25 protein-coding genes are annotated in these 23,910 nt (G+C 42.0%); 12 read left to right on the forward strand and 13 right to left on the reverse strand.

Annotation, left to right across the window (positions count from 1 at the left end; translation table 11 throughout):
- Positions 1 to 10 precede the first annotated feature (10 nt).
- The 7 genes from ACYUCY_RS01540 (at position 11) to ACYUCY_RS01570 (ending at position 6,742) form a co-directional block, all read left to right on the forward strand.
- Positions 11 to 1,579: a hypothetical protein gene (locus ACYUCY_RS01540; protein ID WP_460224677.1), complete on the forward strand. Its 1,569-nt coding sequence runs from the start codon at positions 11 to 13 to the stop codon at positions 1,577 to 1,579.
- A 125-nt stretch (positions 1,580 to 1,704) separates the two neighbouring features.
- The gene (locus ACYUCY_RS01545) at positions 1,705 to 2,244 is read left to right on the forward strand and encodes a hypothetical protein (protein ID WP_460224678.1); all 540 of its coding nucleotides are present in this window, start codon (positions 1,705 to 1,707) and stop codon (positions 2,242 to 2,244) included.
- Positions 2,245 to 2,258: 14 nt separating this feature from the next.
- Complete coding sequence (locus tag ACYUCY_RS01550; RefSeq protein WP_460224679.1) at positions 2,259 to 2,639, forward strand: MmcQ/YjbR family DNA-binding protein; 381 nt, start codon at positions 2,259 to 2,261, stop codon at positions 2,637 to 2,639.
- Between the two features lie 15 nt (positions 2,640 to 2,654).
- On the forward strand, positions 2,655 to 3,044 hold the full coding sequence (locus ACYUCY_RS01555) for a DUF3224 domain-containing protein (protein WP_460224680.1): 390 nt from the start codon (positions 2,655 to 2,657) through the stop codon (positions 3,042 to 3,044).
- Between the two features lie 299 nt (positions 3,045 to 3,343).
- On the forward strand, positions 3,344 to 4,063 hold the full coding sequence (locus ACYUCY_RS01560; RefSeq protein WP_460224681.1) for a polyamine aminopropyltransferase: 720 nt from the start codon (positions 3,344 to 3,346) through the stop codon (positions 4,061 to 4,063).
- A gap of 36 nt (positions 4,064 to 4,099) precedes the next feature.
- Positions 4,100 to 5,869, forward strand: coding sequence for a tetratricopeptide repeat protein (locus tag ACYUCY_RS01565; protein WP_460224682.1), 1,770 nt, complete (start codon positions 4,100 to 4,102; stop codon positions 5,867 to 5,869).
- Between the two features lie 51 nt (positions 5,870 to 5,920).
- A complete protein-coding gene (locus ACYUCY_RS01570) occupies positions 5,921 to 6,742 on the forward strand; it encodes a M90 family metallopeptidase (RefSeq protein WP_460224683.1) in 822 nt (273 codons plus the stop codon).
- Between the two features lie 10 nt (positions 6,743 to 6,752).
- Here ACYUCY_RS01570 and ACYUCY_RS01575 read toward each other — a convergent pair whose 3' ends face one another.
- The 5 genes from ACYUCY_RS01575 to ACYUCY_RS01595 all read right to left on the reverse strand — a co-directional run bounded on the left by ACYUCY_RS01575 (position 6,753) and on the right by ACYUCY_RS01595 (position 9,965).
- Positions 6,753 to 7,109 carry a MerR family transcriptional regulator gene (locus ACYUCY_RS01575; RefSeq protein WP_460224684.1) on the reverse strand — a complete coding sequence of 119 codons (357 nt, stop codon included), beginning with the start codon at positions 7,107 to 7,109 and terminating at the stop codon, positions 6,753 to 6,755.
- 182 nt (positions 7,110 to 7,291) lie between these two features.
- Positions 7,292 to 7,609 carry a hypothetical protein gene (locus tag ACYUCY_RS01580; RefSeq protein ID WP_460224685.1) on the reverse strand — a complete coding sequence of 106 codons (318 nt, stop codon included), beginning with the start codon at positions 7,607 to 7,609 and terminating at the stop codon, positions 7,292 to 7,294.
- A gap of 127 nt (positions 7,610 to 7,736) precedes the next feature.
- A complete protein-coding gene (locus ACYUCY_RS01585) occupies positions 7,737 to 8,366 on the reverse strand; it encodes a 3-keto-disaccharide hydrolase (protein ID WP_460224686.1) in 630 nt (209 codons plus the stop codon).
- 123 nt (positions 8,367 to 8,489) lie between these two features.
- The gene (locus ACYUCY_RS01590) at positions 8,490 to 9,098 is read right to left on the reverse strand and encodes a DNA-J related domain-containing protein (protein ID WP_460224687.1); all 609 of its coding nucleotides are present in this window, start codon (positions 9,096 to 9,098) and stop codon (positions 8,490 to 8,492) included.
- Between the two features lie 27 nt (positions 9,099 to 9,125).
- A complete protein-coding gene (locus tag ACYUCY_RS01595; RefSeq protein ID WP_460224688.1) occupies positions 9,126 to 9,965 on the reverse strand; it encodes a hypothetical protein in 840 nt (279 codons plus the stop codon).
- A gap of 162 nt (positions 9,966 to 10,127) precedes the next feature.
- Here ACYUCY_RS01595 and ACYUCY_RS01600 point away from each other — a divergent pair, with 162 nt between their 5' ends.
- Positions 10,128 to 11,168, forward strand: a complete 1,041-nt coding sequence (locus tag ACYUCY_RS01600) for an NAD(P)H-dependent flavin oxidoreductase (RefSeq protein ID WP_460224689.1) — start codon at positions 10,128 to 10,130, stop codon at positions 11,166 to 11,168.
- Between the two features lie 41 nt (positions 11,169 to 11,209).
- On the opposite strand, the gene ACYUCY_RS01605 is transcribed toward ACYUCY_RS01600, so the two are convergent.
- The 4 genes from ACYUCY_RS01605 to ACYUCY_RS01620 are packed head-to-tail and all read right to left on the reverse strand — an operon-like array spanning position 11,210 to position 14,936.
- Entirely contained in the window at positions 11,210 to 12,307 is a 1,098-nt protein-coding gene (locus tag ACYUCY_RS01605; RefSeq protein ID WP_460224690.1) for an ABC transporter permease, read from the reverse strand.
- Between the two features lie 21 nt (positions 12,308 to 12,328).
- Entirely contained in the window at positions 12,329 to 13,315 is a 987-nt protein-coding gene (locus tag ACYUCY_RS01610; protein ID WP_460224691.1) for an ABC transporter ATP-binding protein, read from the reverse strand.
- A complete protein-coding gene (locus ACYUCY_RS01615; protein ID WP_460224692.1) occupies positions 13,308 to 14,285 on the reverse strand; it encodes an HlyD family secretion protein in 978 nt (325 codons plus the stop codon). The genes ACYUCY_RS01610 and ACYUCY_RS01615 overlap by 8 nt, the downstream gene beginning before the upstream one ends.
- Positions 14,286 to 14,294: 9 nt before the next feature.
- The gene (locus ACYUCY_RS01620; RefSeq protein WP_460224693.1) at positions 14,295 to 14,936 is read right to left on the reverse strand and encodes a TetR/AcrR family transcriptional regulator; all 642 of its coding nucleotides are present in this window, start codon (positions 14,934 to 14,936) and stop codon (positions 14,295 to 14,297) included.
- 281 nt (positions 14,937 to 15,217) lie between these two features.
- Between ACYUCY_RS01620 and ACYUCY_RS01625 the strand changes: the two genes are divergently transcribed.
- Positions 15,218 to 16,342 carry a peptidyl-alpha-hydroxyglycine alpha-amidating lyase family protein gene (locus tag ACYUCY_RS01625; RefSeq protein WP_460224694.1) on the forward strand — a complete coding sequence of 375 codons (1,125 nt, stop codon included), beginning with the start codon at positions 15,218 to 15,220 and terminating at the stop codon, positions 16,340 to 16,342.
- 82 nt (positions 16,343 to 16,424) lie between these two features.
- On the opposite strand, the gene ACYUCY_RS01630 is transcribed toward ACYUCY_RS01625, so the two are convergent.
- Positions 16,425 to 16,964, reverse strand: a complete 540-nt coding sequence (locus ACYUCY_RS01630) for a hypothetical protein (protein WP_460224695.1) — start codon at positions 16,962 to 16,964, stop codon at positions 16,425 to 16,427.
- Positions 16,965 to 17,293: 329 nt separating this feature from the next.
- Between ACYUCY_RS01630 and ACYUCY_RS01635 the strand changes: the two genes are divergently transcribed.
- Positions 17,294 to 17,710 carry a hypothetical protein gene (locus ACYUCY_RS01635; protein ID WP_460224696.1) on the forward strand — a complete coding sequence of 139 codons (417 nt, stop codon included), beginning with the start codon at positions 17,294 to 17,296 and terminating at the stop codon, positions 17,708 to 17,710.
- The gene (locus tag ACYUCY_RS01640; RefSeq protein ID WP_460224697.1) at positions 17,707 to 18,093 is read left to right on the forward strand and encodes a hypothetical protein; all 387 of its coding nucleotides are present in this window, start codon (positions 17,707 to 17,709) and stop codon (positions 18,091 to 18,093) included. The genes ACYUCY_RS01635 and ACYUCY_RS01640 overlap by 4 nt, the downstream gene beginning before the upstream one ends.
- 10 nt (positions 18,094 to 18,103) lie before the next feature.
- Here the strand turns inward: ACYUCY_RS01640 and ACYUCY_RS01645 are convergent, their stop codons facing one another.
- Positions 18,104 to 18,532 carry a hypothetical protein gene (locus ACYUCY_RS01645; protein WP_460224698.1) on the reverse strand — a complete coding sequence of 143 codons (429 nt, stop codon included), beginning with the start codon at positions 18,530 to 18,532 and terminating at the stop codon, positions 18,104 to 18,106.
- 517 nt (positions 18,533 to 19,049) lie between these two features.
- On the opposite strand from ACYUCY_RS01645, the gene ACYUCY_RS01650 reads away from it, so the two are divergent.
- Complete coding sequence (locus tag ACYUCY_RS01650) at positions 19,050 to 19,253, forward strand: hypothetical protein (protein ID WP_460224699.1); 204 nt, start codon at positions 19,050 to 19,052, stop codon at positions 19,251 to 19,253.
- A gap of 37 nt (positions 19,254 to 19,290) precedes the next feature.
- Here the strand turns inward: ACYUCY_RS01650 and ACYUCY_RS01655 are convergent, their stop codons facing one another.
- Positions 19,291 to 21,219, reverse strand: a complete 1,929-nt coding sequence (locus ACYUCY_RS01655; protein ID WP_460224700.1) for an alpha/beta hydrolase family protein — start codon at positions 21,217 to 21,219, stop codon at positions 19,291 to 19,293.
- A gap of 179 nt (positions 21,220 to 21,398) precedes the next feature.
- Positions 21,399 to 23,804 carry an outer membrane beta-barrel protein gene (locus tag ACYUCY_RS01660; protein ID WP_460224701.1) on the reverse strand — a complete coding sequence of 802 codons (2,406 nt, stop codon included), beginning with the start codon at positions 23,802 to 23,804 and terminating at the stop codon, positions 21,399 to 21,401.
- Positions 23,805 to 23,910 lie beyond the last annotated feature (106 nt).

Below are 23,910 nucleotides of genomic sequence, written 5' to 3' on the forward strand. Positions count from 1 at the left end.
ATGAGTAAATATGGACACTTGTAAATATCACCCTTTATCGCCTGCGACATTTCGTTGTAACCACTGTTTTACGTTAAATTGTGATCGATGTATTGACGAGGGAAGTGGCCGCGAAGAGGAAAGTTGCTTTCACTGTTCGCAGCCGGTTGAACATCTCGGCGCAGTTAATGAAGCGGCACCCTTTTGGCGGCGTCTTGAAGAAAGTTTTAAATATCCGTTAAATCTGAGCACTATTATTTTCATCGTGTTTATGTCATTCGCGATTACAGTGGTTGGCTTTATCCCGTTTGCATTTATTGGCTATCTAATACTGACAGGCATTTTTCTTCAGTATTGTTTCAAGTGTTTAGAAAGCACAGCTCAAGGTTTATTGGTGCCTCCAGAAATTTCAGATTCCTATGGTGGTGGAATTGCGCTGATAGCGAAACTGTTGGTGATTGTGTTCGCTATGGGGGCCGTTATTTATTCTGCAGATCGTTTTTTAGGTCCGCAATTCGCAGGGCTGTTCGTGTTTTTACTTGCGGTTGCATTGCCGGCTGTTTTTATTATTTTTGGTATGACAAATAATTTATTGGAAGCCTTAAACCCGCTTAGCATCATTCAGCTTATTACCTCGATTGGGCTTCCTTACGGCCTAATTCTAGGATTTATCCTGGTAATGTCGGCATCTGTAGGCGTTATTAATGAACTGATCGGTTACGAATTTACGGTAGTTTCCAGTTCACTACAATCGATAGTATCCAATTACTATATGATCGTCATGTTTCACATAATGGGGTATACAATTTTTCAGTATCAAGGCGAGTTAGGGTTTACCGCGCGAGAAGATTTCGGAGATGGCAAAGCGTATCGGAGTGATCGAGACCGTCTCGCGGCTAAGCTCGATGTTACTTTGAAAGAAGGGCGATATAACGATGTTGTGAAATTATTTGATACAGCGTTAAAACAATACCCGAATGATAAAGAGTTTAATAAACAGTATTTTGAATTTCTCTACGCATCGAAGAGAACCCAAGTTATCGAAGAATCCGCGACACGTTACTTAAGCTTTTTGGTGCGTTCAAAGCAAGATCACCAACTTACGATTGTTTATAAACGTGTTTTGCAGCAAATGCCAACATTCAAACCTGATACAGCTAATTTGCGTTGCATATTAGCAAATGCTTGTAAGAAAAATGGGGATTCGATCTCAGCGGTTAAGCTGATTAATGGTCTGCATAAAGAATTTCCGGAGTTTAAAGGTCTCGTTGAAGCATATGAATTAATGGCAGACGCACTTGACGATATCCCCCATAAGCAAGAACAAGCGAAAAAATGTAGATTGCTAGTCGAGCAGTTAAAGAAGAAAAATCCGCCCAGTGAAAACAAGGAAAGCGCAAAACCCACTTTTGAACTTGCAGCCGGTGCGAAAGATCCGAACGAAACAAGCGAGTCGAGCGAAAGTGGGGCTGGTGTAAAGCCCACAGAAGCATTTACTAAAAAGTCTACATTTGAACTCGAACCTGAAAAGAATGAAGACACATCCACCGATACTGCTAGTACCTCTAAAGACCTACCCCCAATCGAATTCAAACTATAATTTACTCGATTGTGTGGTTCCATTGTCAGTAGACTGATAATGGCGTCGCATTAATTCTTGTCCTCCACAAATTCTTTCCGAAATCGTATAGACTTACCGCCATATAAAAATAAGGGCGCAAGGTTATGGATACTCTTGAACTAAAGAAATTGTTGTTGTTTCGGGCGGGAATTACGCTCACCTTACTTGTTGGTATTTCCACCGCATTTGTCATTATTTTTGCATTAATGACAGAAGTGATGGGGACATTGTTGTTTGCCTTATTGATCGGCGGTGTCGGTGCTTTAACATCGCTGTTTAGACGCTTTCCAAAGCTTCAGGAAGTCGAACTTAAGTTTTTAACGACATCTTGGTGGGCGATGTTAATGCCGATTCTGATCGGCCAAATTATGGCTGGATTAATCTATATCGTATTTTTTGCGGGAATTTTAACGGGCGACGGCGGTAGCGGCTTGTTTACGAGTAATTTATTCCCAAATTTTACCAGGCCTGAAACGGATCCAAGCTCAGTTCTCGATATCAAAACCGTATTGAGTATCCGACCTGGCTCAGTTCAAGATTTTGGCAAGTTATTGGTGTGGTGTTTCCTCTCTGGTTATTCAGAGCGCTTCGTACCCAATATTCTTTCGAGCTTAGAGCGGCGAGTGTCTGAAGGGGAGAAGTAGTTTTAGTGTCCAAAGTGAGTACGCAATCAGTTAATAAAATCAAAAAGTTTTGCCTGACCTTTGCCGGTGTAGAAGAAAAGCAAGTTGGTGATCCGGCCAATATTTTGAGTTATTCCGTCGGAGCTAAGAAATTCGCCTATTTTAAAACCAGTGATCCCGAAAAATGGCGCTTCAGCTTTCGGGTTACCCCGGAACGTTTCCTTGAACTAACTGATCAAAGCGGCATTAAGCCCGCTCGTTATATGCATCGTTTTCATTGGGTCAGTGTCGTAAATTTGAATTCAATTTTTGATGCGTATTTAAAAGAGCTAATCACTTGGTCATATGAAAAAGCCCGACGTTCATTGCCAAAGAAAATTCAGGCTCAGATACTCAACGAAATAAACTCTAACTAGTTAATGGGGGATAAGATGAAAATTTCTGGAAAATTTGATGTGTCACTCGACCCTTTGGAATTCTCTGTACAAGGTGTTGATAAAATCACACTGAGTAGGCTGTCAATCGATAAAACTTTTCATGGTGAACTAAACGCTAAGAGCAAAGGAGAAATGATCAGCGCGAGGACGACGGTACCAGGTTCTGCGGGTTATGTAGCAATAGAGCAAGTGGAAGGAACGCTGGACGGAAGATCAGGAAGTTTTGTGTTACAACATTTTGGCATCATGAATAAAGGCGAAAGCCGCTTGGTGTTAGAAGTTGTTCCCGATTCCGGTGCCGGCGATCTAGTTGGGTTATCGGGAACTATGACAATAAAAATTGAAGACCAGCAACATTATTATGAGTTTGAATATCAAATATAAGTAATTTTTGCATATCAGAGACCTAAAGCATATTGGATAATTCACCCTTGGAGTTTACTAACGCTATTAGTAGCGTTGCGTTCTTTTTAGAATGCGCAGTTTATACGAAGGCAATGCAAATAATTCTAGGCCTCGCTCAAGAAAATCAAACGTTTTCTGCTTTAATGTATTTTGTCTCTTCTCGCGAAGAAGGGTATTTATAAGTAGAATTCGTTACAATACTCGCTATTTTTGGTTGGAATTGATTTTTATTTCGAGAAAGATATTTACCCTTCAGTATCTACGCCACCGGATCGTTTATGAGTGCAATGTTCGAAGAAATTGATAGTCAAGCTTCGCCACTTGGCGAAATTTCGCTGCGTCGCAGACGAATTCCAGCGCTCGGTGATCGGGATATTTATGAAGTAAAACTCGGCGACGAATTTCTCATGTCGAGCATGTTTGTACGCGCCGAAGAAGCGTTGTCTGAACTTGGCTTGGCCGCTATCGAAGGTGATAAGTTAAAAGTTGTAGTCGGTGGTTTGGGTTTAGGGCATACCGCTGAAGCGGCCTTGCAAGATAGGCGCGTGGAGGAATTGTTGGTCATTGAAGCACTGGAGCCGGTAATCTCTTGGCATCGCAATGGCAAGGTACCTCTTGGTAAGACCTTGAGCGAGGATCCACGTTGTCGCTTTGTTCTGGGTAATTTTTTTGATCTGGCGGTAGCAGAGGAATCGGGTTTTGACCCCGAGCAAGCCAATAAAATTTTCGATGCAATCTTACTCGATATCGATCATTCTCCGAGTGCATTTTTAAATAGCGCGAATGCCAGTTTTTATACGCCTGAAAAACTAAAAAAAATGACCAGACAATTGCGAGATAAAGGTGTGTTCGCAATGTGGTCGAATGAGCCTGAAGACAAAACTTTTACTGCTTTATTGAGGCAAGTATTCGTTTCAGTAGAATGCCACGTAGTGAGCTTTTATAATCCCTTTCAAAATTGTGAATCGACCAATACTGTTTATGTAGCGACCAAGTAATGAAGTGACACGAGTGTAAATACTCTGGAGAGATGTATGACTAATTGCCGAAGATCCATCAGGACAAAGCTTGTAGTAATTTTATCGATACTAACGTGTTTTCTTTTTGCTTGTAGCTCGCAAGAGCGCGGCGCTCCGCTTTCAATCGTTAGCGTCAACAACGACACACAAGAAAATTTTCACGAAAAACTTTCCTGCGCGAATGAACAGGCGGCAATTGTCGAGAATGCAGGAGTTTACAGCAGAAAAATATCGACCTCTTCTGAAATGGCGCAACTTTATTTTGACCAAGGCTTGAGATTAACATTTAGTTTTTATTTTCCAGAAGCCTTAGCATCTTTTAACGCGGCGCTTTGTTTCGATCCCGATAATGCCATGGTGCAGTGGGGTAGGGCATTAGCAATTGGTCCTAACCCAAACAGCCGTTATGGCAGAGCGAAAGATGACCCAGAAGGCTTAGGTAAAGCCGCACTAGCAAGTGCAAAAGAAAAAATTAACAAGAATCCAAACGCTTACAGTGCTTTTGAAGTGGGTTTAATCGAAGCCTTAGCAGTTCTTTTTGATACCGATACTTACACGAGCAGAGAAGCGCGCAGTCAGGCATTTATTGTTGCGACGCAAGACTTGTATGCTCAATATCCACAAGATCTTGAGGTCGCATTTCTAGCGGCTGATGCCATCATGATGGCGACACCCTGGCAATATTTTTCGCCACGCGACGGCAGCCCAATAAACCAAGGCGATAAAGCGCAAGAAATTATAGAAAAAGCACTTTCTATTGAACCTGGCCACCCTGGCTTAACTCATCTTCATATTCACCTTATGGAAAATTCGATTGCGCCCCAGCAAGCAGAAGCCTCTGCGGATAGGCTTGAATCTCTAACACCAAAAGCCGGGCACATGGTGCATATGCCCGGACATATTTATATGCGTGTCGGTCGCTACCAAGACGCAATTTTAACGAATGAGCGATCTTTAGAAGCCGACAAATATTTTGCCGAGGTATGGGGTGAGCGAGAATTTCCGGGTGGATTAACCTATGGGCTTTCTCATCGTGGCCACGCGGGACATGCCACTAATTTTATTCACTGGGCCGCTGTCTTACAGGGAAATAGTGCGAGAGCAATTCCCGCGGCAAAACAAATGGCAGAGAGCGTTAGTGAAAATAGAATAACAACAGGTGGTGGGCAACGCGCGATTGCGACTTATTGGATGACCTTGAGAATGTTTGGCCGTTGGGATGACATCCTTGCCTTGCAATCTCCTCCGCAAAACACACCTTATTTGCTAGGCATGTGGCATTTTATGCGCGGTAGTGCCCTTTTGAGGAAAGGTGATGTCGAAAATGCAGAGCAAGCGTTAGTTCGTTTGCGAGGGATACAAAGCGATCCGAAATTAAAAACGTTACGCGTAGTAGTAAATTCCGCGGGCGATTTATTGTCGATTGCACAGCACACCTTGGCCGGAGATATCGCTCAGCGAAAAGGTGATATTCGTAGCGCTATTTCTGAGTACAAACAGGCGATTTTGATTCAAGATCAATTGCGGTATATGGAGCCGCCGGACTGGTTACAATCAACACGTTTGAGTTTAGGTCAGCTGTATTTATCGTTAAAGCGATTCTCAGATGCGGAACTAATATTTAATGAAGATTTGAATTTGTTGCAAGAGAACGGGTGGGCGCTTTACGGCTTGTTAGCGAGCATGCGAGGTCAAAACAAAGCGGGACCGGCAGCAGACGCCGAACGCAGATTTAAACGTGCTTGGCAATACGCCGATATAGACATTAACACAGCATATTTTTAGTTTGTGATCTTAGTAGCACTTTGATTTTTATTCTTTGAAATTTGACGTCGTATGCAAACAGTAATTATTTTTTCTATTCTATTTATAATCGTTTTGTTGGTAGCGGTACATCTACTGATATTGCCGCGCTTGTTTCGTCATCGAACGGTCAGTAAACCCTTCCCTGATACCTGGGAAAAAATATTGGTAGAGCGGTTTCCTGTCTATTTAAAACTCCCTGCTGAGTTAAAAAAACAGCTTCAACAACTTGTAAATGTGTTTATCGAGAATAAAGAATTCGTTGGTTGTGCAGATCTAGAAGTCAATGACGAGATGAAAGTGTTGATCGCTGCACAAGCTTGCCTCTTATTGTTAAATAGACCAACTCATGAATATGTCGATTTAAGAACTATCTATCTTTATCCCAGCACTTTTCGAGCGACGCGAGAGGTGAGGGATGAGCTTGGTTTGGTTTCACACCAAAGCCATGATCTACTGGGTGAATCCTGGAGTAATGGCAAAGTTATTTTAGCTTGGGATGATGTCGAAAAGGGCGTGCGTAATTTTACCGATGGGTTCAATGTGGTTTTACATGAATTCGCTCATCAACTAGACCACGAGTCTGGTGTCACTAATGGCGCTCCGCTTCTCTATACCAAAGCCGCCTATAAAAGCTGGGCTTACGTACTCGGTAAAGAGTTTGAAAAACTCCAGAAGAGTGATCCTAGAAAAGAGAGTATTATTGATCACTATGGTGCGACTAACCCCGCAGAATTTTTTGCCGTTGCGACGGAAACATTTTTTGAAGAGCCTGACAAGCTGTATAAAAACCACAAAGCGTTGTTTGAAGAGTTAGAGAAATATTATCGACTGGATCCTAGAGAGTGGCTTTAATAGTGGTGACTTAGATATCTTGAAAATATTGATCTAGAATTCCATCAATGTTTGAGCAATGTTGATGCATGGTTTTAATTTGTCCTTCTATTTCTCTTCTTTTATTTATTAGCGTTCTTTTAATACCTACCATGTCCAGTTGGCTTTTATTAGCCATAGCTAACACCTCTTTGCTTTGACTAAGAGAAAACCCCATATTCTTCAACTGGGAGATATGTTCTAAGGTTTGCAAGGTTTCATCAGAATATATTTTGTAATTGTTTTCAGCCGAGCCTTGGCCTTTGCAATTAATCAGGCCCATTTTTTCGTAGTAACGAATTGCGTCTCTGGTAAAGCCGGATTTCTTCGCCAATTCTCCGATAAACATGGCTACCTCCTTTGGTAAGAATGTCGCTTGTTTTTACTTTCACCGCTGTGCGAATGTGGAAATTGAATGAAATCTGATTTTAGTGGATGTTGAGACGCAAAAAAATCAGCAAGGCCATAAACTATGTAGTGGCATAGTCACGGCCTTGCTGAAAACAGAAAAAAAAGCGATTAAGAGTTTCCTTAACCTTCTAGTTGGTTGAGATCCGCGAGAATTTTTTCAACGATCTCATTAGAAAGACCGGCCTCAGGAAAGGAGGCAACTTCACCTAGGGACATGCCGCGGGCCATGTCAATATCGGGATTACTCATCAATGCAGGCGCATGCTTTTCCATAATGGCTTTAGCCGCTTCTTCATCTAAAAGAACACTGAATGATATATTTTTGGAGTACTTCGCTTCTTCAGCGGCGAAAGAGAATGGCGATACGAATAAAAACAGCACAGCACTACTTAAAGCGATAACGCGTATTATTTTTTTATAGTCTGAAAACGATTTCATGGTCTGGCTCCTAATTATTATGTTGTATGTGAGCCGATCATAAACCGTGGTGTATAGACCATGGTCAATGCCTGAAAGTAGACTTAATTCCTGCTCCTCTTCAAACTTGTAACTGCTTCCAAAACAATCACAGTGTATTGTTAATGGCAATGTTTCGAAATTTGACGACCCCGGCGCCATACTGCAAAGCAATCACGCCTTCGGAAAATTTTGTATCTTCTGTATCCACCATAAGGATGTCGTTTAATTTAACTGTCAGGCGCGATCCTTTAGCGATAATTTCATAACGATTCCAATGGTCTGCGGCATTTACGATGGAATTAGGTGGCGCGATATCAACAATGCCCCCAGTACGATAGGTTTGATCCGGTCGTGTATCAAAGATATTCACCTCATAACAATTGCTCGCGGTAATATTGCTGGCTTCCAAGCAACGAATAAAGACGCCACTATTGGCCGGTCTGTCTACCCAAAAATCTAGTGTCAGATGAAAATCCGTGTACGGAATTTTACTTACCAACATGCCGCTGCCGCTGTTAGCACTTACGGTATCGTCCTCAACTATCCAGTTTGCATCGCCTGTTGTGTTCCAGTGATCAAGGTCAGTACCGTCGAATAGCTGAATCCAAGCGTCTGAATCGCTGATCGCGGTATTATTTTTTATGTTGGCGTCGTTGGTTGCTGATTCTTTTTCTGAGCAAGCGCTAAGGATTAACAATAAGAATGGACACGCCGAAGAAATAAAAATATTTTTCATGCTAACTCCGTTTGAATTGTAAATTATTCGAAGGCTTCTAAAAAAAGAAAATGCCAGCTTGGCAAATGGCATTTACCCTGGTACTGAATTGATTCTTGTAGTCAATCTGAAAGATCTGATCTTTTAGGGTTTTGCTGTAAGTACCTCATAGGCAGCGCGTATTTTAATGAACTCTTCCTTATCACCGCCTTTATCGGGGTGGTGTTTTGCAATAAGTTGGCGATAACGCACGGTAATTTTTTCCTTGCTCGCACCGGCTGGTAGTTCCAATATGCCTAGCGCATCGCCACCGTTAATTTGGCGTGCATATTCCTGCCAGAAGCTTTTTAGTAATCCTTCGACATCTCCGCTGCTAGTGTCATAAAAATAATTCAAATCCATATAATATTCTTTCAACGCTTGTTCAGAATGATGTTCACTGATTTCGGTAGCGCTGATTTCGGTACCGCTGGACGTGGATTTTTTGGTTGCTGTTATGTTGATTTTTATTGGGCTAATAGTTAAATAGAGTTGTTCCTCGGTGATCATTTTTTCTTGTAGAGTATATAAACAGTGCATCAATAAAAAGTGTTGTCTGAACATCAATAGGTTTTCCTTGCCGTCAAGCTCAGGGAAAACATCCTCGTTCTGAAGTTGCTTTAACAGCTCGTACTCACTAATTCCTTGGCTATGATCGCGAATAATCTTATGAATACGCTGCTGTAAGGATTTAATTATCGTTTGATTAATCATTATTGATGTCTAATTCAGTCGTTTGATCTACGCCAATGTTTCAGCGCTGGGACAAGCAATTTTATCGTGCAACTCAATTACCATTCTTACATCTGGATGCGTACTGGCACTTCCATAGGTGGCAATTTCTCTGGCCGCACACTTATGTTTGCTGGCATGTTGGTAGTTTTCGAGCCACGACTTAAATTTTTGAGTTTCGTTTTCATTCTGCCGAGGAAAACGATTTGGCGGCCTTTCGATATCCATCCTCCATGGCTTGGGCGTGAGACGCGCGCGAAAACAAGATTGTCGTTTACAGAGTTGGGCGTACAAGGGATCAACTTCCAAATCTTTAAAAATTTGATAGACCGTATCAGCGCCACTGGTAAACAGTTTATCGCAGATGATAAAACGCAAGCCGCCAAAGGTTTCATAGACTTTAATTTTAAAATGGGTATTTTTTTCTTGGTAAGTTTTTATTAGATCTAAAAAACAGGCTTTGTCTTTCGGTTTTTTACCAAATATCGACAAGATTCGATCAAGCATTCCCGGAGAAGGGTAATCGATATCCCCAATCAATACCTGCTCGGTGTTTAATACGCATGCCCCATAACTATTGCGGGTGAGTACGGCGAGAGTGTCACCGTGAGGGTTCTTAATTTCCTCGATGACTTCTTCGCGTATAAATCCGACGGAATATTCATATTCGTCCTGTTTATTAAATCCCTCACTAAAGAATGCCTTAAAGCGATTGGCGCGTTGCTGCGCTTCACTTAGTGCCTGCTCCTCACTCTCGTTGGAAGCTCCCCAGATTGGTATTTTGTCTGAACCAAATATTGATTTGTTAGCGGGAACGATGATTTGTTGCCAATACTTTGCGAATTTCATAATAGGTCCAATTATTCTTGTTATTGAGAGGAACAGAACAGGTTATAAACCCTTTGAATAACGAAGATTAAAAAAAATAATCCTAAATCTAGCTCAGCGGGAATAGACTATGTGAATGCCGGTAAACTACCGTAAAAAATATCCTAGGTGAAGCGGAATCCCATGTTATTACAAGACTTATTGAACATCGAGTTGCCCATCATTCAAGCGCCGATGGCTGGAGCGCAAAATCACGCCTTAACTGTAGCTGTTTCCAATGCAGGTGGCCTTGGCTCTTTGCCTGCGGCCTTATTGAGTGCCGAGGCCTTAACTGACGAGATTGGAGCGATCACTAAACTTACATCTAAACCATTTAATCTCAATTTTTTTTGTCACGCGGAGCCCGGAGATAATAGTGAAAAAATAAAGGCCTGGAAGCAATCACTCGATCACTATTATCAAGACCTTGGTGTTGAAGATATTGATTCTCCACCTGGCGGTATTCGAATGCCCTTTGATGAGCGCGCAGTAGAAGTGGTTGAAAAAACTAAACCGCCGGTGGTGAGCTTTCATTTCGGGCTGCCGAAGCATTCGCTATTGGCTCGGGTTAAATCCAGCGGCGCGAAAATAATGTCCACGGCAACAACAGTGGAAGAAGGATTGTGGTTGCAGGAACGTGGAGTTGACCTAGTAATCGCTCAAGGTTTGGAGGCGGGCGGACATCGAGGCCACTTTTTGTCGATGGAATTAGGTTTGCAAATGGATACCGTAAGTTTAGTGCAGCAACTGCTGTCGAAAATCGACATCCCTGTTGTTGCCGCAGGTGGGATCAGTGATGCAAAATCCGTTGCACGAATCATGTCTCTTGGCGCGGCTGGCGTACAAGTCGGTACCGCATATCTTCTGTGTCCCGAAGCAAAAATTTCTGCCATTCATCGCTCGGCTTTAAAAAATAAAGAAATACGCGAGACGGCACTTACCAATTTGTTCTCTGGGCGACCAGCTCGCGGAATCATCAATCAACTGATGAAAGATATTGGACCCTTAAATCCTGAAGTTCCGGATTTTCCTTTAGCGGGCAGTGCACTTTCGCCATTGAAAAAGGCAGCGGAGAAAATCGATCGAGATGATTTCAGCTCGTTATGGTGTGGATCTCAGTACCAAAATTGCCAGGAAAAATCAGCAGCAGACATTACTCGTCTCCTCTGCCAAGACATCACATAAACAAAGAATTTCAAAACATTTATCTGAGTTTTCGGAAGTGGCTAATCAAGGCGCCGTGAAAAACGCAGTATTGCGGCGACCATAGCAAGTAGTGTAAATACCATTAGTGCAATAATTTCTGATTTTAATTCTAGTAATGCCGCCTCACGTAGCATGATGCCCCGCGTTAAACGAATGAAATGGGTGTTTGGCAAAACTTCTCCGAGATACTGAGCAAATGTTGGCATGCCATCAAAAGGAAACATAAAACCTGACAATAATATTGAGGGCAATAAGAACATGATTGTTATTTGTATCGCTTGAAACTGCGTTTTTGCAACCGTAGAAATAAACAGGCCGAGCGCCAAATTGGCAGCGATAAAGACAATCGCTGCAGAGTATAAGTCTAGCAGTGTTCCGCGTAGCGGAACATTAAAAAGAAATTGGCCGACAGCAAGAATTAGCGCCACTTGAATAAGACCAATAAGAATGTAGGGTACAACTTTCCCCAACATTAACTGCGCCGTACTGACTGGCGTGTTAATTAAGAGTTCGAGGTTGCCGTGCTCTCGCTCTCTTACAATTGCTACTGCGGTAAATAGCGTCATCGTTAAGGTTAAGATGATACCTAGCAAGCCGGGAATGATATTAACGGCGGTACGTCTGTTCGGGTTGTAATAGGCTTTTACTTCTAATGATCGTAAATTTTCTCGCCGAATATTATTTTTAAAACCTACGGGAAATGACGCTAATTGATTGGCAACGTTTACCACGGTGGGATCTGTTCCGTCGACCAGAAGATGTGCAGCGGGTCGGGATGAATCTTGTGTACGACGATCAAAATCATGGGGTATGAAAACACCGATAGAAATATCACCGACTCTTAGTAGCTGCTCCAAATCATCAGCGCTTTGTACTTGTGATTGAAATGCTACTACTTGGGTTTGGCCTAGCTCGGAAATAAACTCTCGTGATAAGTGAGAGTTAGATTGGTCGGCGACGGCGGCTTTTAAATCTCTAATATCGGTATTAATTGCATAACCAAATAATAGAATCTGACCCACAGGAATTCCTATGATCATTGCAAAAGTAATTTTATCTCGACGTAATTGTCGAAATTCTTTGATCATTATGGCGAAAAAACGTATCAGCCAATTCACTTAATTCGTCCTCAGGTGTTTTTATGCGCCCAATTGTTTTTCGATGGTGATGTTATCTTGCGATGGTTTTTTATAGGTGGTGACGACAAAAACATCTTCCAGCGACGGGGGCACCAAGCTTACTTGTGCAGCTAATTTGTAATCGCCTAGTTGCTCCTCTACCAGAGCTAAAGGCTTTGCAATTGAAGCGGGAACCAAGACACGAAGTCGAACGCCTAGCTGGGTCACGCTGAGTATATTTTGGTTTTTTTCCAAGATATTTTGAATGGCGGAAGTATTAGTTGATTGCACTTCTACGACAGAGACGCCGATATTTTCTTGTAATTCCTGCGGAGAACCGGCAGCAACTTTTCTTCCGTGATCGAGAATAGCAAGGCGGTGGCAGCGCTCAGCTTCATCCATGTAATGAGTACTGACTAAAATTGTCGTACCGGAATCAGCGAGTTCAAATAATTTTTTCCAAAAATCCCGGCGGCTTTTAGGGTCGACCGCGCTAGTGGGTTCATCGAGCAATAATAATTCCGGTTTATTGAGTACCGCACAAGCTAGTGCAAGCCGTTGTTTTTGCCCGCCACTTAATGTGCTCGCCATTTGCCGACTGAGTTCTCGAAGATCGTACCGTTCAAGTAATTCTTCGATTCGAACCTTGCGGGCCTTACGTTCATAACAATAGATATTCGAAATAAATTGCAAATTCTCGATAACGCTTAAGTCGCCGTAGAGAGAAAATTTCTGCGTCATATAACCGATTTTTGGTTTAAGTTTTTTTGCGGACTCGGGTATTTTAAATCCCAACACCTCTGCGCTACCTTGGGACGGTGACAATAAGCCGCAAAGTAAGCGGATGGTTGTCGATTTTCCGGAACCGTTGGGCCCTAAGAAACCAAAAATTTGTGAATGAGGAATATCGAGATCTAAGTTATTTACCGCTAATAGATTACCGAATTGTTTGCTTAAGCCTCGGGCCCGGATTGCGAATTTGTGGTTCGTTTCTAGATGATTATTCATCGATAAGTTCTATCTGAACCGGCAGGCCATCGGGTAGTCGTTCGTCCGCATCGAGAATATCGATTTTTGCAAGATAGGACAGTCGACCGCGATCATGTTCGGTGAGTGAATAGTAGGGGGTAAAAGCGGCTTCATTGGCAATACTGCGTACTCTGCCGCTTAGTACTTTGTTCGCTCCGTCAAAATTTATTGTCGCCGTTGATCCAACGCTGACCGACGAGCGCATTGTCTCAGAGATATAAACGCGTGCATAAGCTTGATCACCGGACAATAAAACAATGATGGTTTGTCCTGCTTGTGGGCGCTCACCTTTTTCGTACAAAATATTATCGACGATGGCGTCGCTAGGTGCTTTTAGCGTAAGCCGATCACGATCAATTTCTAATAACTGAAGTTTTGATTCAATTTGTTTCACGGCTTGTCTTGCTTGGCTAATTTCTTCGTTAGTACTTCCCGCAATTAGTTCGTCAAGTTGTGCTTGTCGAAAATCAACATTTGATTGGGCCTCATCGAAAGCGGTTTTAGCTGAGTCTCTACTTGCGATAGAGGTGAGGTTTTGATCGAGTAAACGTTGTGCCCGAGTGAACTCTATTTTTCGAAATTCTCGCTCGGTCTCAGCGCTTTGCAATGAAGCACGAGCTGCGCTAATTTTTTCTAATCGGGGCCCTCTTAATAATTCTTCTAGTCGTGCTTGATGTTGCGCGAGCAAGGCATTGGTTTCTAGAATTTTGGTTTCAAACCGCTGTGCATCCAATTGAATGAGCGCCTGACCGCTTTTGACGGTTTCGCCTTCTCGCACTAGGATGGCTGTTATAGGTTCAGAAACCTCGGCGTTGATTTCTATACGGTCAGATTCTAGTTGCCCAAGCAGTAGACCTTGTTCTTTATTTTCACAACCGGTACTAAGAATGACAGTGAGCAAGTAAATAGAGGAAAGTAATGATGATTGAAGCAAACGATGTTGTTTCATTTTAGTTTCTCATGCTTTAAGCCAGGCAATTAACATATCAATGTGTGTTTCAATAAATGAGTCACTATCGATTTTTTCTTGTTTTGAAAAAATGGAATTCCAAATCACAGAAAATATAACGGGTGAAGCGATAAGTTGCGGAAATTTTTCGATAGCCGTTTCTCGAAATTCACCACTTGCAACTCCGCGCCTAATAATTGTTTTGAGCGCTAAGATGCCGTGGGAGACAACCGTTTCCCAATAGTAAGCCACAAGATCTGGATGCTTGTGCCCCTCAGATATCATCAAACGAATGAGTATACTCGCGGGGGTGTGAGGAATTTGTTTCGCTAAATGCAGAAATGGCCCGCGCAAAAATTCTTCTGCAGGTAAATCAGTGGTTTCGACAACGTCCAGCAAATGATCAACTTTGGGTGCAATATATTTGCGAACCACCGTTTTGAACAGATCTTGCTTGGTTTTGTAATAGAGATAAAGCAGGCCCTTACTTACCCCTGCCCGCTGGGCGACTTCTTCGACCTTGGTAGCGGAATAGCCTTTTTCTGAAAATACCTGAAGAGCGGCATCGGCAATCTCTTCCGGTCTGTCTTCTTTTCGGCGTCGGTAGCGTGGCTGTTTACTAGGGGAATCTGTGTGTGTGGGGTGTGGCATTTAAATCCACCTTGCTGAATTATGGGTCAGTAATTATAGGTTGCTGACCCGTGGTTTAGCAAATCTTGTAGTTATGAAGGTAACGACCACGTATGGGAATAACAATTATTATCAGTCTGCTTTCGGAATCATCAGTACAATGGCAAGCTAATCCGATAACTGGAACATTAATAATAAAGCAACGCTCCAACTACTCAGATTGCGCTAACAGCGCACCTTTTTAAAAAACCAAATTAAAATATTTTCAAGACAATAATTAGAATCAAAACTAGAGGTGATTAATGAAAACACGTAAATCCACGATCTTGACTCTAATGGCACTATCTCTACCGATGATGTTGAGTATGCCGACATGGGCTCAGCGCGGAGCAGTAGGGCCGGCGGAACATGCTGATGTTAAACCAATCAATGATCTACCCAACCCTTATCAAACGATGAGAAATTTTGGCACCTTACCTGATGAGCGTGTATGGGGCTCGGTGAGTGCGGTTCATGTTGATATTGATGGGAAACACATTTGGGCGGCTGATCGTTGCGGTAACAATTCTTGTGTCGGTTCGGATGTTGATCCAATTGTGAAACTTGATCCTAGCGGCAAAGTCGTTAAAAGTTTTGGTAAGGGCCTAATCGCTTGGCCTCATGGAATAGAAGTTGATAAAGAAGGGAATGTTTGGATTGTCGATGCGCGCGGTGCTCGGGCCAATGAGTTAAAAGAGTTTCCCGATGCCACGAATATAGGGCATCAGGTAATTAAATTTAGTCCCGAAGGTGAAGTCCTTATGGTCTTGGGAACACCAGGCCAAGCCGGTAACCCCCCAACACATTTCACCGATCCAAATGACGTAGTAGTTGCACCTGACGGCAGTATTTTTGTCGCCGAAACTCACGGAGCGCAATTTCAGAATGAGCCAGGTCCAAATTCTATTAGTCGCATTTCTAAATTTTCGGCTGACGGAAAATTTATAAAAAGTTTTGGTTCATGGGGATTTAAAGACGGCGAATTTCGTTCGCCTCACGCATTAGCGATGGATTCTCAGGGACGCATATTTGTTGCGGATCGTGGTAATCGACGCATACAAATTATGGATCAAGACGGAAATCACCTAGATACCTGGTATCAATTTAGCCGTATCAGCGGATTATTTATCGATGCAAACGATACGATTTATGCGATCGATTCGGAGTCAGATGACAACTACAATCCAGGTTGGAGTAAGGGTTTGCGTATCGGTAGTGCTAAAACGGGTAAAGTTGAATATTTTATTCCGGCTCATGAATCTGAGCGAGCTTCTGGTATGGGAGGTGTGGGCTCAATGGGAGAAGGTGTGACTGTCGATAAGGACGGTATTATTTACGCTGGTGAAGTTGGCCCTATTAAGGGTTTAACTAAATTTTATAAAAAATAATTTGAGTTTTCGTCGGCAGAAAACCCAAACCAACTGGTTTGGGTTTTTATTTTTATCTTGTCAGTTTTGTAAAAAATGATTTTTACCCATTCGCTTTAAAAGATTGGATCACCGAATTGTAATCCGCAGCATTGCTTTCAAATTTTGAATTCAAACTCCAAAACAGAAGTTGATGAAAATGGTGATCAGTTTCAACTGAGACGTGCCAATAAATAACGTTTAAACCCTCGATTGTCCCAGATATCTGGTAACGTATCATTTTGTATTTTTTACTCAAATTATTTTCGGGCTCAGTTTCTTTATAGTTTTCTAGGCTTTCGGATATATAAGACTTTGTCAAAGCACTATGTTCTTCCAATGTGATATCTTCAAAATCATCTTTATTTTCTGACAATATCACTACATAAGCTTCTTTAAATAAATTCGCCATTTGTAAGTCTGCAGCGTCATTCAAATCTGTGCGAATAGACCAGGTAGCAGGTTTGATAACCGAAAATTTATTATTTAGAAAGCTTACTTCTTCCGCCGGAGACGAAAATAAGTCGCAAGCGGAAAGGTTAATTAGTATCGCTATCAACCCTAGGTTAAAAATGTTTTTTTTGATTGGTGTTATAAGAACCATTGTTATTTTCCTTTAAGCGTTGAGGTGCGATGTATGTTTTAAATATTGTTCCTAAAGCGTGTGATAGTTTATTTGATATTTTTACTGGAAGCGCTCGTTGTAGGAAAGCGTTTTCCAGTTAAAGCCCCAGTAGCTCATTCAACTATAAATATTTGTTCAAGTATAGAGTGCTGATATTCCGTCTAGCACCAAAAGCGACTCGTATAGCAGAAACATGAGCAAAAAACCCGACATTCAGCACGGTTTGATTGCTGGAACCGTGATATTTTAGCCCGCTACATTGAGCGATTATTATTCAATACACCGCTTCATCTCATAAGGATATGATTATGTCGAAAAACAGAAACGCAATTAAAGTTATTGAATTGTGTGAAAAGCACTGGGAAAGTAATAAAAAGAATTGCAGTGGCTTCATAAAAGCGGTCGCCAAAGAGTTAACAATAACGGTTCATGGGCAGGCAAATGATATTGTCGATGCTATTCAGAAACCGCTCTGGAAAACAATTGAATCCGGTTTGCAGGCACAGCTTCATGCGGCTAATGGCATGTTCGTCGTTGCGGGGCTCAAGAGCGACCCTCATGGACATGTGGTTGTCATTGTTGACGGGCAATTATCCCACGGCAAGTACCCTTCACCGTATTGGGGCAGTCTTGGTGGAGTGCCAAAGAAAAATACAACTATAAACTGGTCATGGAACAAAGCAGATCGAGATAAGGTTATTTATAGCTATAGGCTAATCGAATGAAAATAAAAATGGTATCGATAGCGTTTGGGTTTGTTTTTTCCGTCGCAGTTTTAACTGCCTGTGAGCAACCTATAGCTCAGAACCAGGCTTCAGATGAGCAAAACCAAGCCTGCCATATCGAAGGACAGTACACTACTATTGAAGTAGATGACTATCAGGTTAAGATTTTTAACCCAAATGATTTGGCGAAACCCGATATCTGGGAAGGTCCTATCTGTATAACAAATTTGAAAAAAAACCTGAGGTGCAGCGTAGATATTTCGCTAATAAAATCAGCAACCGTATCTCAGGATAAAAACATATTGTTAGTGAATCAGTTTACTGGATCGAACGAATCCGTAGTTCAAATATTATTAGAAAACTGTGAGCTTTCAATAGAATAAACGAATGTTTCTAATCTTTTTTTTCTATTTGGATATTCTTCGTTTTGTTTTCTCGGTTCAGTTCTGATTTTATGAGCCATTCTCTAGCATCTCCCATCGTGCTACAAATTTTCGTTTCTAGCCAAGGGTTTTCGGAAAAAATTTCCCAAGCTTCGCTTAAATATTTTAATAAATTATCCTCGGCAATTATCGCTACTTTCATACCTTTGTTTTTTTCTGCGGCAGCACGATCAAGATCCGCAATTTTTTGGACCGTTTCAATATCAATATCAACACTGTCGACTTGGGTAAAGTCGACAATTTGATATCTAAGTAGGTGAATAAACTCATGCTGATAAATTTGCTGACTTACTCTATACAAGTCCCCGCCATTGAAGTCCGACTCAGCAGTTAGTAAGACGCCTTGATAATCGTTCTCATATATGACTTTTATTGCCATGATAGAAGTCCATCTCAGATAAAGATATTTTGATTAAGGCGCCAGACGGCTTGGAGGTTTTCACTTTGGTGCCATTATTATTGTTATTGTTATTGTTATTGTTAAAAATATATTACAGGAGCGGCACAGGCGCAATGAACTTTACAAAGCACAGTATGAACAATGTAAAGATAGCGAAGATGTTTTTTAATGAAGATTAGTTTTGATGCCGAACGCTTAGTTGTAGGATAGATTATTCTTACTTAAGATTAACTGAACAATCATTTTTTTGGGCGAAATATCTTACTGAGAACTATTACTCTCGTTAGCTTTCAAGTTAAAAAAAACTTAAATTTCAGTTCCCTAGCGGTTCTTGGTCCTGTTTTTTTCACGACGCCATGATATTGATCGATATGATTATGAAGCTTGACTCATTGGATAAGACCGGCATGATAGAGCATATTAAAGCTGGCTGGGATAATGATTGATAAAAATTTTAAAAGCGTAATATTGAATAAAACAGATTTGGAGGCCGTCGTTGTCTGACTCACAAGTTAAACAATTACTTATTTGTCAAAATGAAGGATGCGAAGAGCAATTTGTCGATGAAATAAATGAAGAGCTGGAGGGAGATGCGGCATCTTTACCTTCGGCTTTAAAGGCGCACAAGGCGGGGTGGCAAATTGTTGAAGGCAAGATATTTTGCCCCCGCTGTGCGAAAGGTAAAGCAAGTCCTAATTAATAATTTTGTTATTGCTCTGGTTTTTTAAAGCGCGACACTATTTCTCAACGGGCAAATGTTTCGCGAGAAACTCATCCATTGCACTAAACGTTGTTAAACGATGATCATTGTTACTGAGATGATGATCGCCTCCATCTAGCTCAATGTATTCGACATGTTTTCCTGCTTTTCGCATTGCTTTTTCCATGTCCCGACTTTGTTCGACTTTTACCGAACGATCATCAGTTCCGTGCACCAATAAAACAGGTGTAGTTATTTTTTCAACAAAATTGACGGGTGAACGGTTTCGTAATTCTTTATAGTCATCTCCGATTTGTTCTTGCACAACTTCAAAGTTGCTGTACCGTCGATGTGATTTCACCAGCGCTTCAACATCACCAATACCGGCGAAACTAATCGCACAACGAAACAGGTCGGGTGACTTAACGGTAGCCATTAACGCCGCGTAGCCTCCATAGCTTGCGCCCACAATACATATTCTTTGTGGGTCGACAACGCCGCGTTCTGCTAACCAATGTGCGCCATCCTCAACGTCATCCTGCATTTCCTTGCCCCAATTTTGCAGTCCCGCTTTCATAAAATCAAAACCGTAACCACTAGAGCCGCGAAAATTCATTTGCAGCACTGCGTATCCACGATTAACAAAAAACTGAGTCCAGTAATCAAAACCCCCATCATCGAAACTAATTGGGCCGCCATGGGGGAAAACAATTGCGGGGAGATTTTTGTGTTCGATACCTTTTGGTAAACTTAAATACGCCTGTATTTTTAAACCATCGCGCGCTTCATATTCAACTACCTGCTTTTCACTCATTAATTCTGGATTCAAAGCTTCATAGCGTCTCCCAACAGCTTCAAGTGTGCCTTTATCTCTATCACCTAAGTAATAGGTTCCGGGATTAGTGTCGCTAAGCGATAGAACGAGATAGCGACGCTGATCTATAGCCATCCCGTAGATGAAATTTTTAGTGTCAGGTAGCACAGCATTAACACTGTCTTGAATTTTATCAAGTTCGGGATCCCAAAATGTAAAGCCACCATTTTCGGCGTAGCTTATACCAACCACGTCCCTTGTAGATTTGGAGAAAATTAGGTTTCCATTCACATCGAAATTGGGGTCGGAAAATACTAGCTCTAGCTCACTGTTTTTTTTGCTGAGATCCACTTTAAAAATTGCTTTGCGGTCATCGTGATAGGCGCGGACGAAAAGAATGTTGGGGTCTTTCCCAAAGCCGAGTGGGGCAATTGCTGCCTCATCGAAACTTTCAAAGCGCCAGCGTTCAAACCAAGAACCTGATTCGGAATTTCTAGTTAAGACGCGCAGATCCGTACCATCCTGATAAATTCCCACGCGAATATTATGATCTTGGTCGGTAATCCAATTTCGCACATGACGGCGATGTCGATGGTATCGTTTAATATGACCATTGTTTAAATTAACTCGATAAACCTTAGCATCGCCTGTGCCTTCTGTATCGAGAGTCATCAGAAAAAAATTCGGCTCATCTGGGAGCATATCGATAATGTTGTGCTGAAATTGCGGAACCCATTTGAATTTTTTCGTAGTGCGGTCAGAAATGACTGGGCTAGCCTCAGCTGTTTCGACGTTGATCTTCATTAATCGGGTTTCCGTTGTAGGAGTCCCGTATCGGTTTCCTGGGAATCTGGCGCCGATCAGTAAGGTGTCATCGTTTGCCCAACGAATCGAGTTGATAATAAACTTTTCATTGCTGGTGCGGAGGAGGGCTTTATGCGTTTGGCTGCGGGTATCATAGAGGGAGATAAGTGATCCCTCATAACCATCGGCATCGATTCGAACCAAATTCGCCAATCGATATCCATCATCTGATAACACTATTTGACTGACGTCTGGTAAGCGACCAAACGCTTCCACAGGTAGTTTTTCAACGGCGTAGACTTTACAGGTTATCGTTGAGATACAAAGTAACAAAACAATTATTCGCATTTTAATTCCCTCTAATTTTATTTGTTATTTTCGACTGTTCCGCTGTACGCGTTTTTTCGCGATGGAGATTTCATGCTAAAACAGGCCGCAGTGATCCTAGCTAAGCAGGCTGTCGTTATTGGCATCGGTCTTTCAGCAATTTCAGCTGCCCGAACAAAGTACTGATAAAATAAAGTTTACTAAAAATTGTATTTCACCGTTAAACGTGCAACTTGGCTTTCGTAATAATTTTCGTAAAGCGCGGTATAACCTGCAGCGTCATATTCTTCTTTGATTCCAAATTTATTGAAAACGTCTGCGAAAGAGAAATTTAATTCACCTCTGCCATCGAATATCAAAGTATTCACCCCAATATCAAATGATGATCGTGAAGAAGCTTCACCCTGGGGAATATTTCGATCTGCATAATAAATATAACTGAGTTGCACGTCAGTGTTGGTAGTCAGTGCAATTCGCGTGTTGAGTTTGAAGTCCCATGTGTCATCATCGGATGCGTCAATTGTTAAATCGCGAACAAACGGAAATAATACGGTTACGGTGTCGCCGTCGATGTCATTTTTGTACCAATTCAAACTCGCATTTACCGACCATGTTTCGTTCAGTTCTTGCGCGAGGCTGAATTCAATACCATCGTTCGTAGAGTCACCAGTGTTTTGGTAGATTTTATGAGTAACAGGATAAATCGGGTTGGTCGTATCGGGTGCGTATAGGCGCTGAAAAGTATCTTCGATATCACGATGGTAGAGCGCAATAAAAGCTGATCCGTTTGACCAAAAACGTTGATACGCAAATTCAAACGTAGATGTAAATTGAGGCCGTAAATAAGGGTTTCCGGTTTTAGAAAGCTCTGGATCATCATACTTCGGGAACACTCTTAGTTCAGGTTCCCCCGGGCGATCTACGCGATTGTTGTAGTGTAGAGAAATGATGTTGTCTAAGTTTAAGTTATAGGTGAAGCGTACATTTGGATACGCTTCAAAATAATCGTATTCATCATTTTCTGCATAATAAATATTGGTTGGTGGCACGTCGTAGTACACGTCTGTTTGTTCCAAACGCAAGCCGGCTTCGACACCGAAATTACTTTGTTCGTAAACATAGTTTACATAGCCTGCGTAAATGGTCTCTCCCCATTCAGATTCATCGCCAAGGCCAGGATAAATAACCGAATTTGTTCCAGGGACGATGTCATACTCTACAGGCAGCCAACGTTTTTGAAACTTGCCACCCAGTTCGAGCCGGCCAGTTTGTAATGGTCGAACATAATCGATTTGTAAGGGTACTGTATTTTCGCGAGCGTCGAGATGTGTTTCATCGGTGCCAACACGAACGAGAGAGTCCTCATTTAAGAAATAAGATTCATCCTCCCAGCCGCGCGTGTATTGCAAGCTCGCGCTAATTTTATGTCCGGGTTCGGAAAACTGACGTTCCCAATCAACATTAATATTAAAAAATCCAGTCACTTCTTCTTCGGTCCAAAACCAATAACGTAATCGGTTCCCCGTGGCTTGATCTATAAAAGGGACTTGGGCGCGATCAGTGTGTTCTTCGTAATCCCATAATAGAGAAGCATTGATTGTATCCTTCGAGCTGGCAGTCCAGCTCACGCCAGTCTTTACGATGTAATGATCTTGCTCACGATTTTCAGGAACTTGCGAAAGTGTAACGTCGCCATTGTCATAAAAACGCGTCGTGAATTCATTGTTAGGCAAGTGATCTTGAGTGAGTACTTCGGCTTGTAAAAAATAATCAAAATTATCTGCACCGTAATTGAGGCTTATGGCAGGCGTATATTTTTGATTGTTTGAGTAACTGCCGAGCTCCGTCGGCAAATCTTTCTTCCGTTTTTCAAGTTGTCCAACAGCGGCGGTGAAACTCAAATCTCCGGTCCAGCCAGAACTCTTCTCGTTTTTGTAAACGATATTGATAACGCCCGCTAAGCCGGATGCATCATAACGTGAAGAAGGGTTGTTAATAATTTCGATACGTTCAATGTTGGCGGAGGGAATGCTACCTAAACCGGATTGATTTCCGTAACCTGTCAAACTCGAAACTTTTCCATCAACTAAAACTGAAACTTTATCACTACCGCGTAATAATACTTTGCCATCTTGATCAACCGAAACCCCTGGCAGTCCCTTCATGGCATCTAAGATAGAGCCGCCGGTAAAGGCGGCGTTATCGGCTAGATTAAATGACCGAATGCCTTCTTCTAGCTCAATGGTGGAGCTGGTGACGACAATTTCTTCTACATCGCTATTTGAGCTCAATCGAATATCACCTAAGTTGAAAATATCGTTGGCGAGGCCAACAGTGAGTTCCACTTCTGCTGGAGAATGACCGACACTCGCCGCACTTACCCGATAGTTACCCCTTGGAATGTCTTCAAGGATAAAAACACCCGTCGCATCAGAAAGAAATACGGTGACTGCCTCACCGTTAGCGGCGTTTTTTAAAGTGATTTCTGAGAAGGCGAGAGGCCGTTGTGTGTTGGCGTCGACCACCCGACCAGAGATGGTCGCGGTATTTTGGGCCGCTATCTGAGCGGATAGTAAAAACAATACAAGTAACGATAGAGTTCGCATGATAATTGTCCTAGTCATTCATCCTTAAATCACGATAAATTATTCGTTTGAGGAAAGTCGCGAAATCGAAGACGGAGATTGATAATTCTAAATTGGATCGGAGTCG

It is taken from the genome of Aurantivibrio infirmus (genome assembly GCF_054767315.1).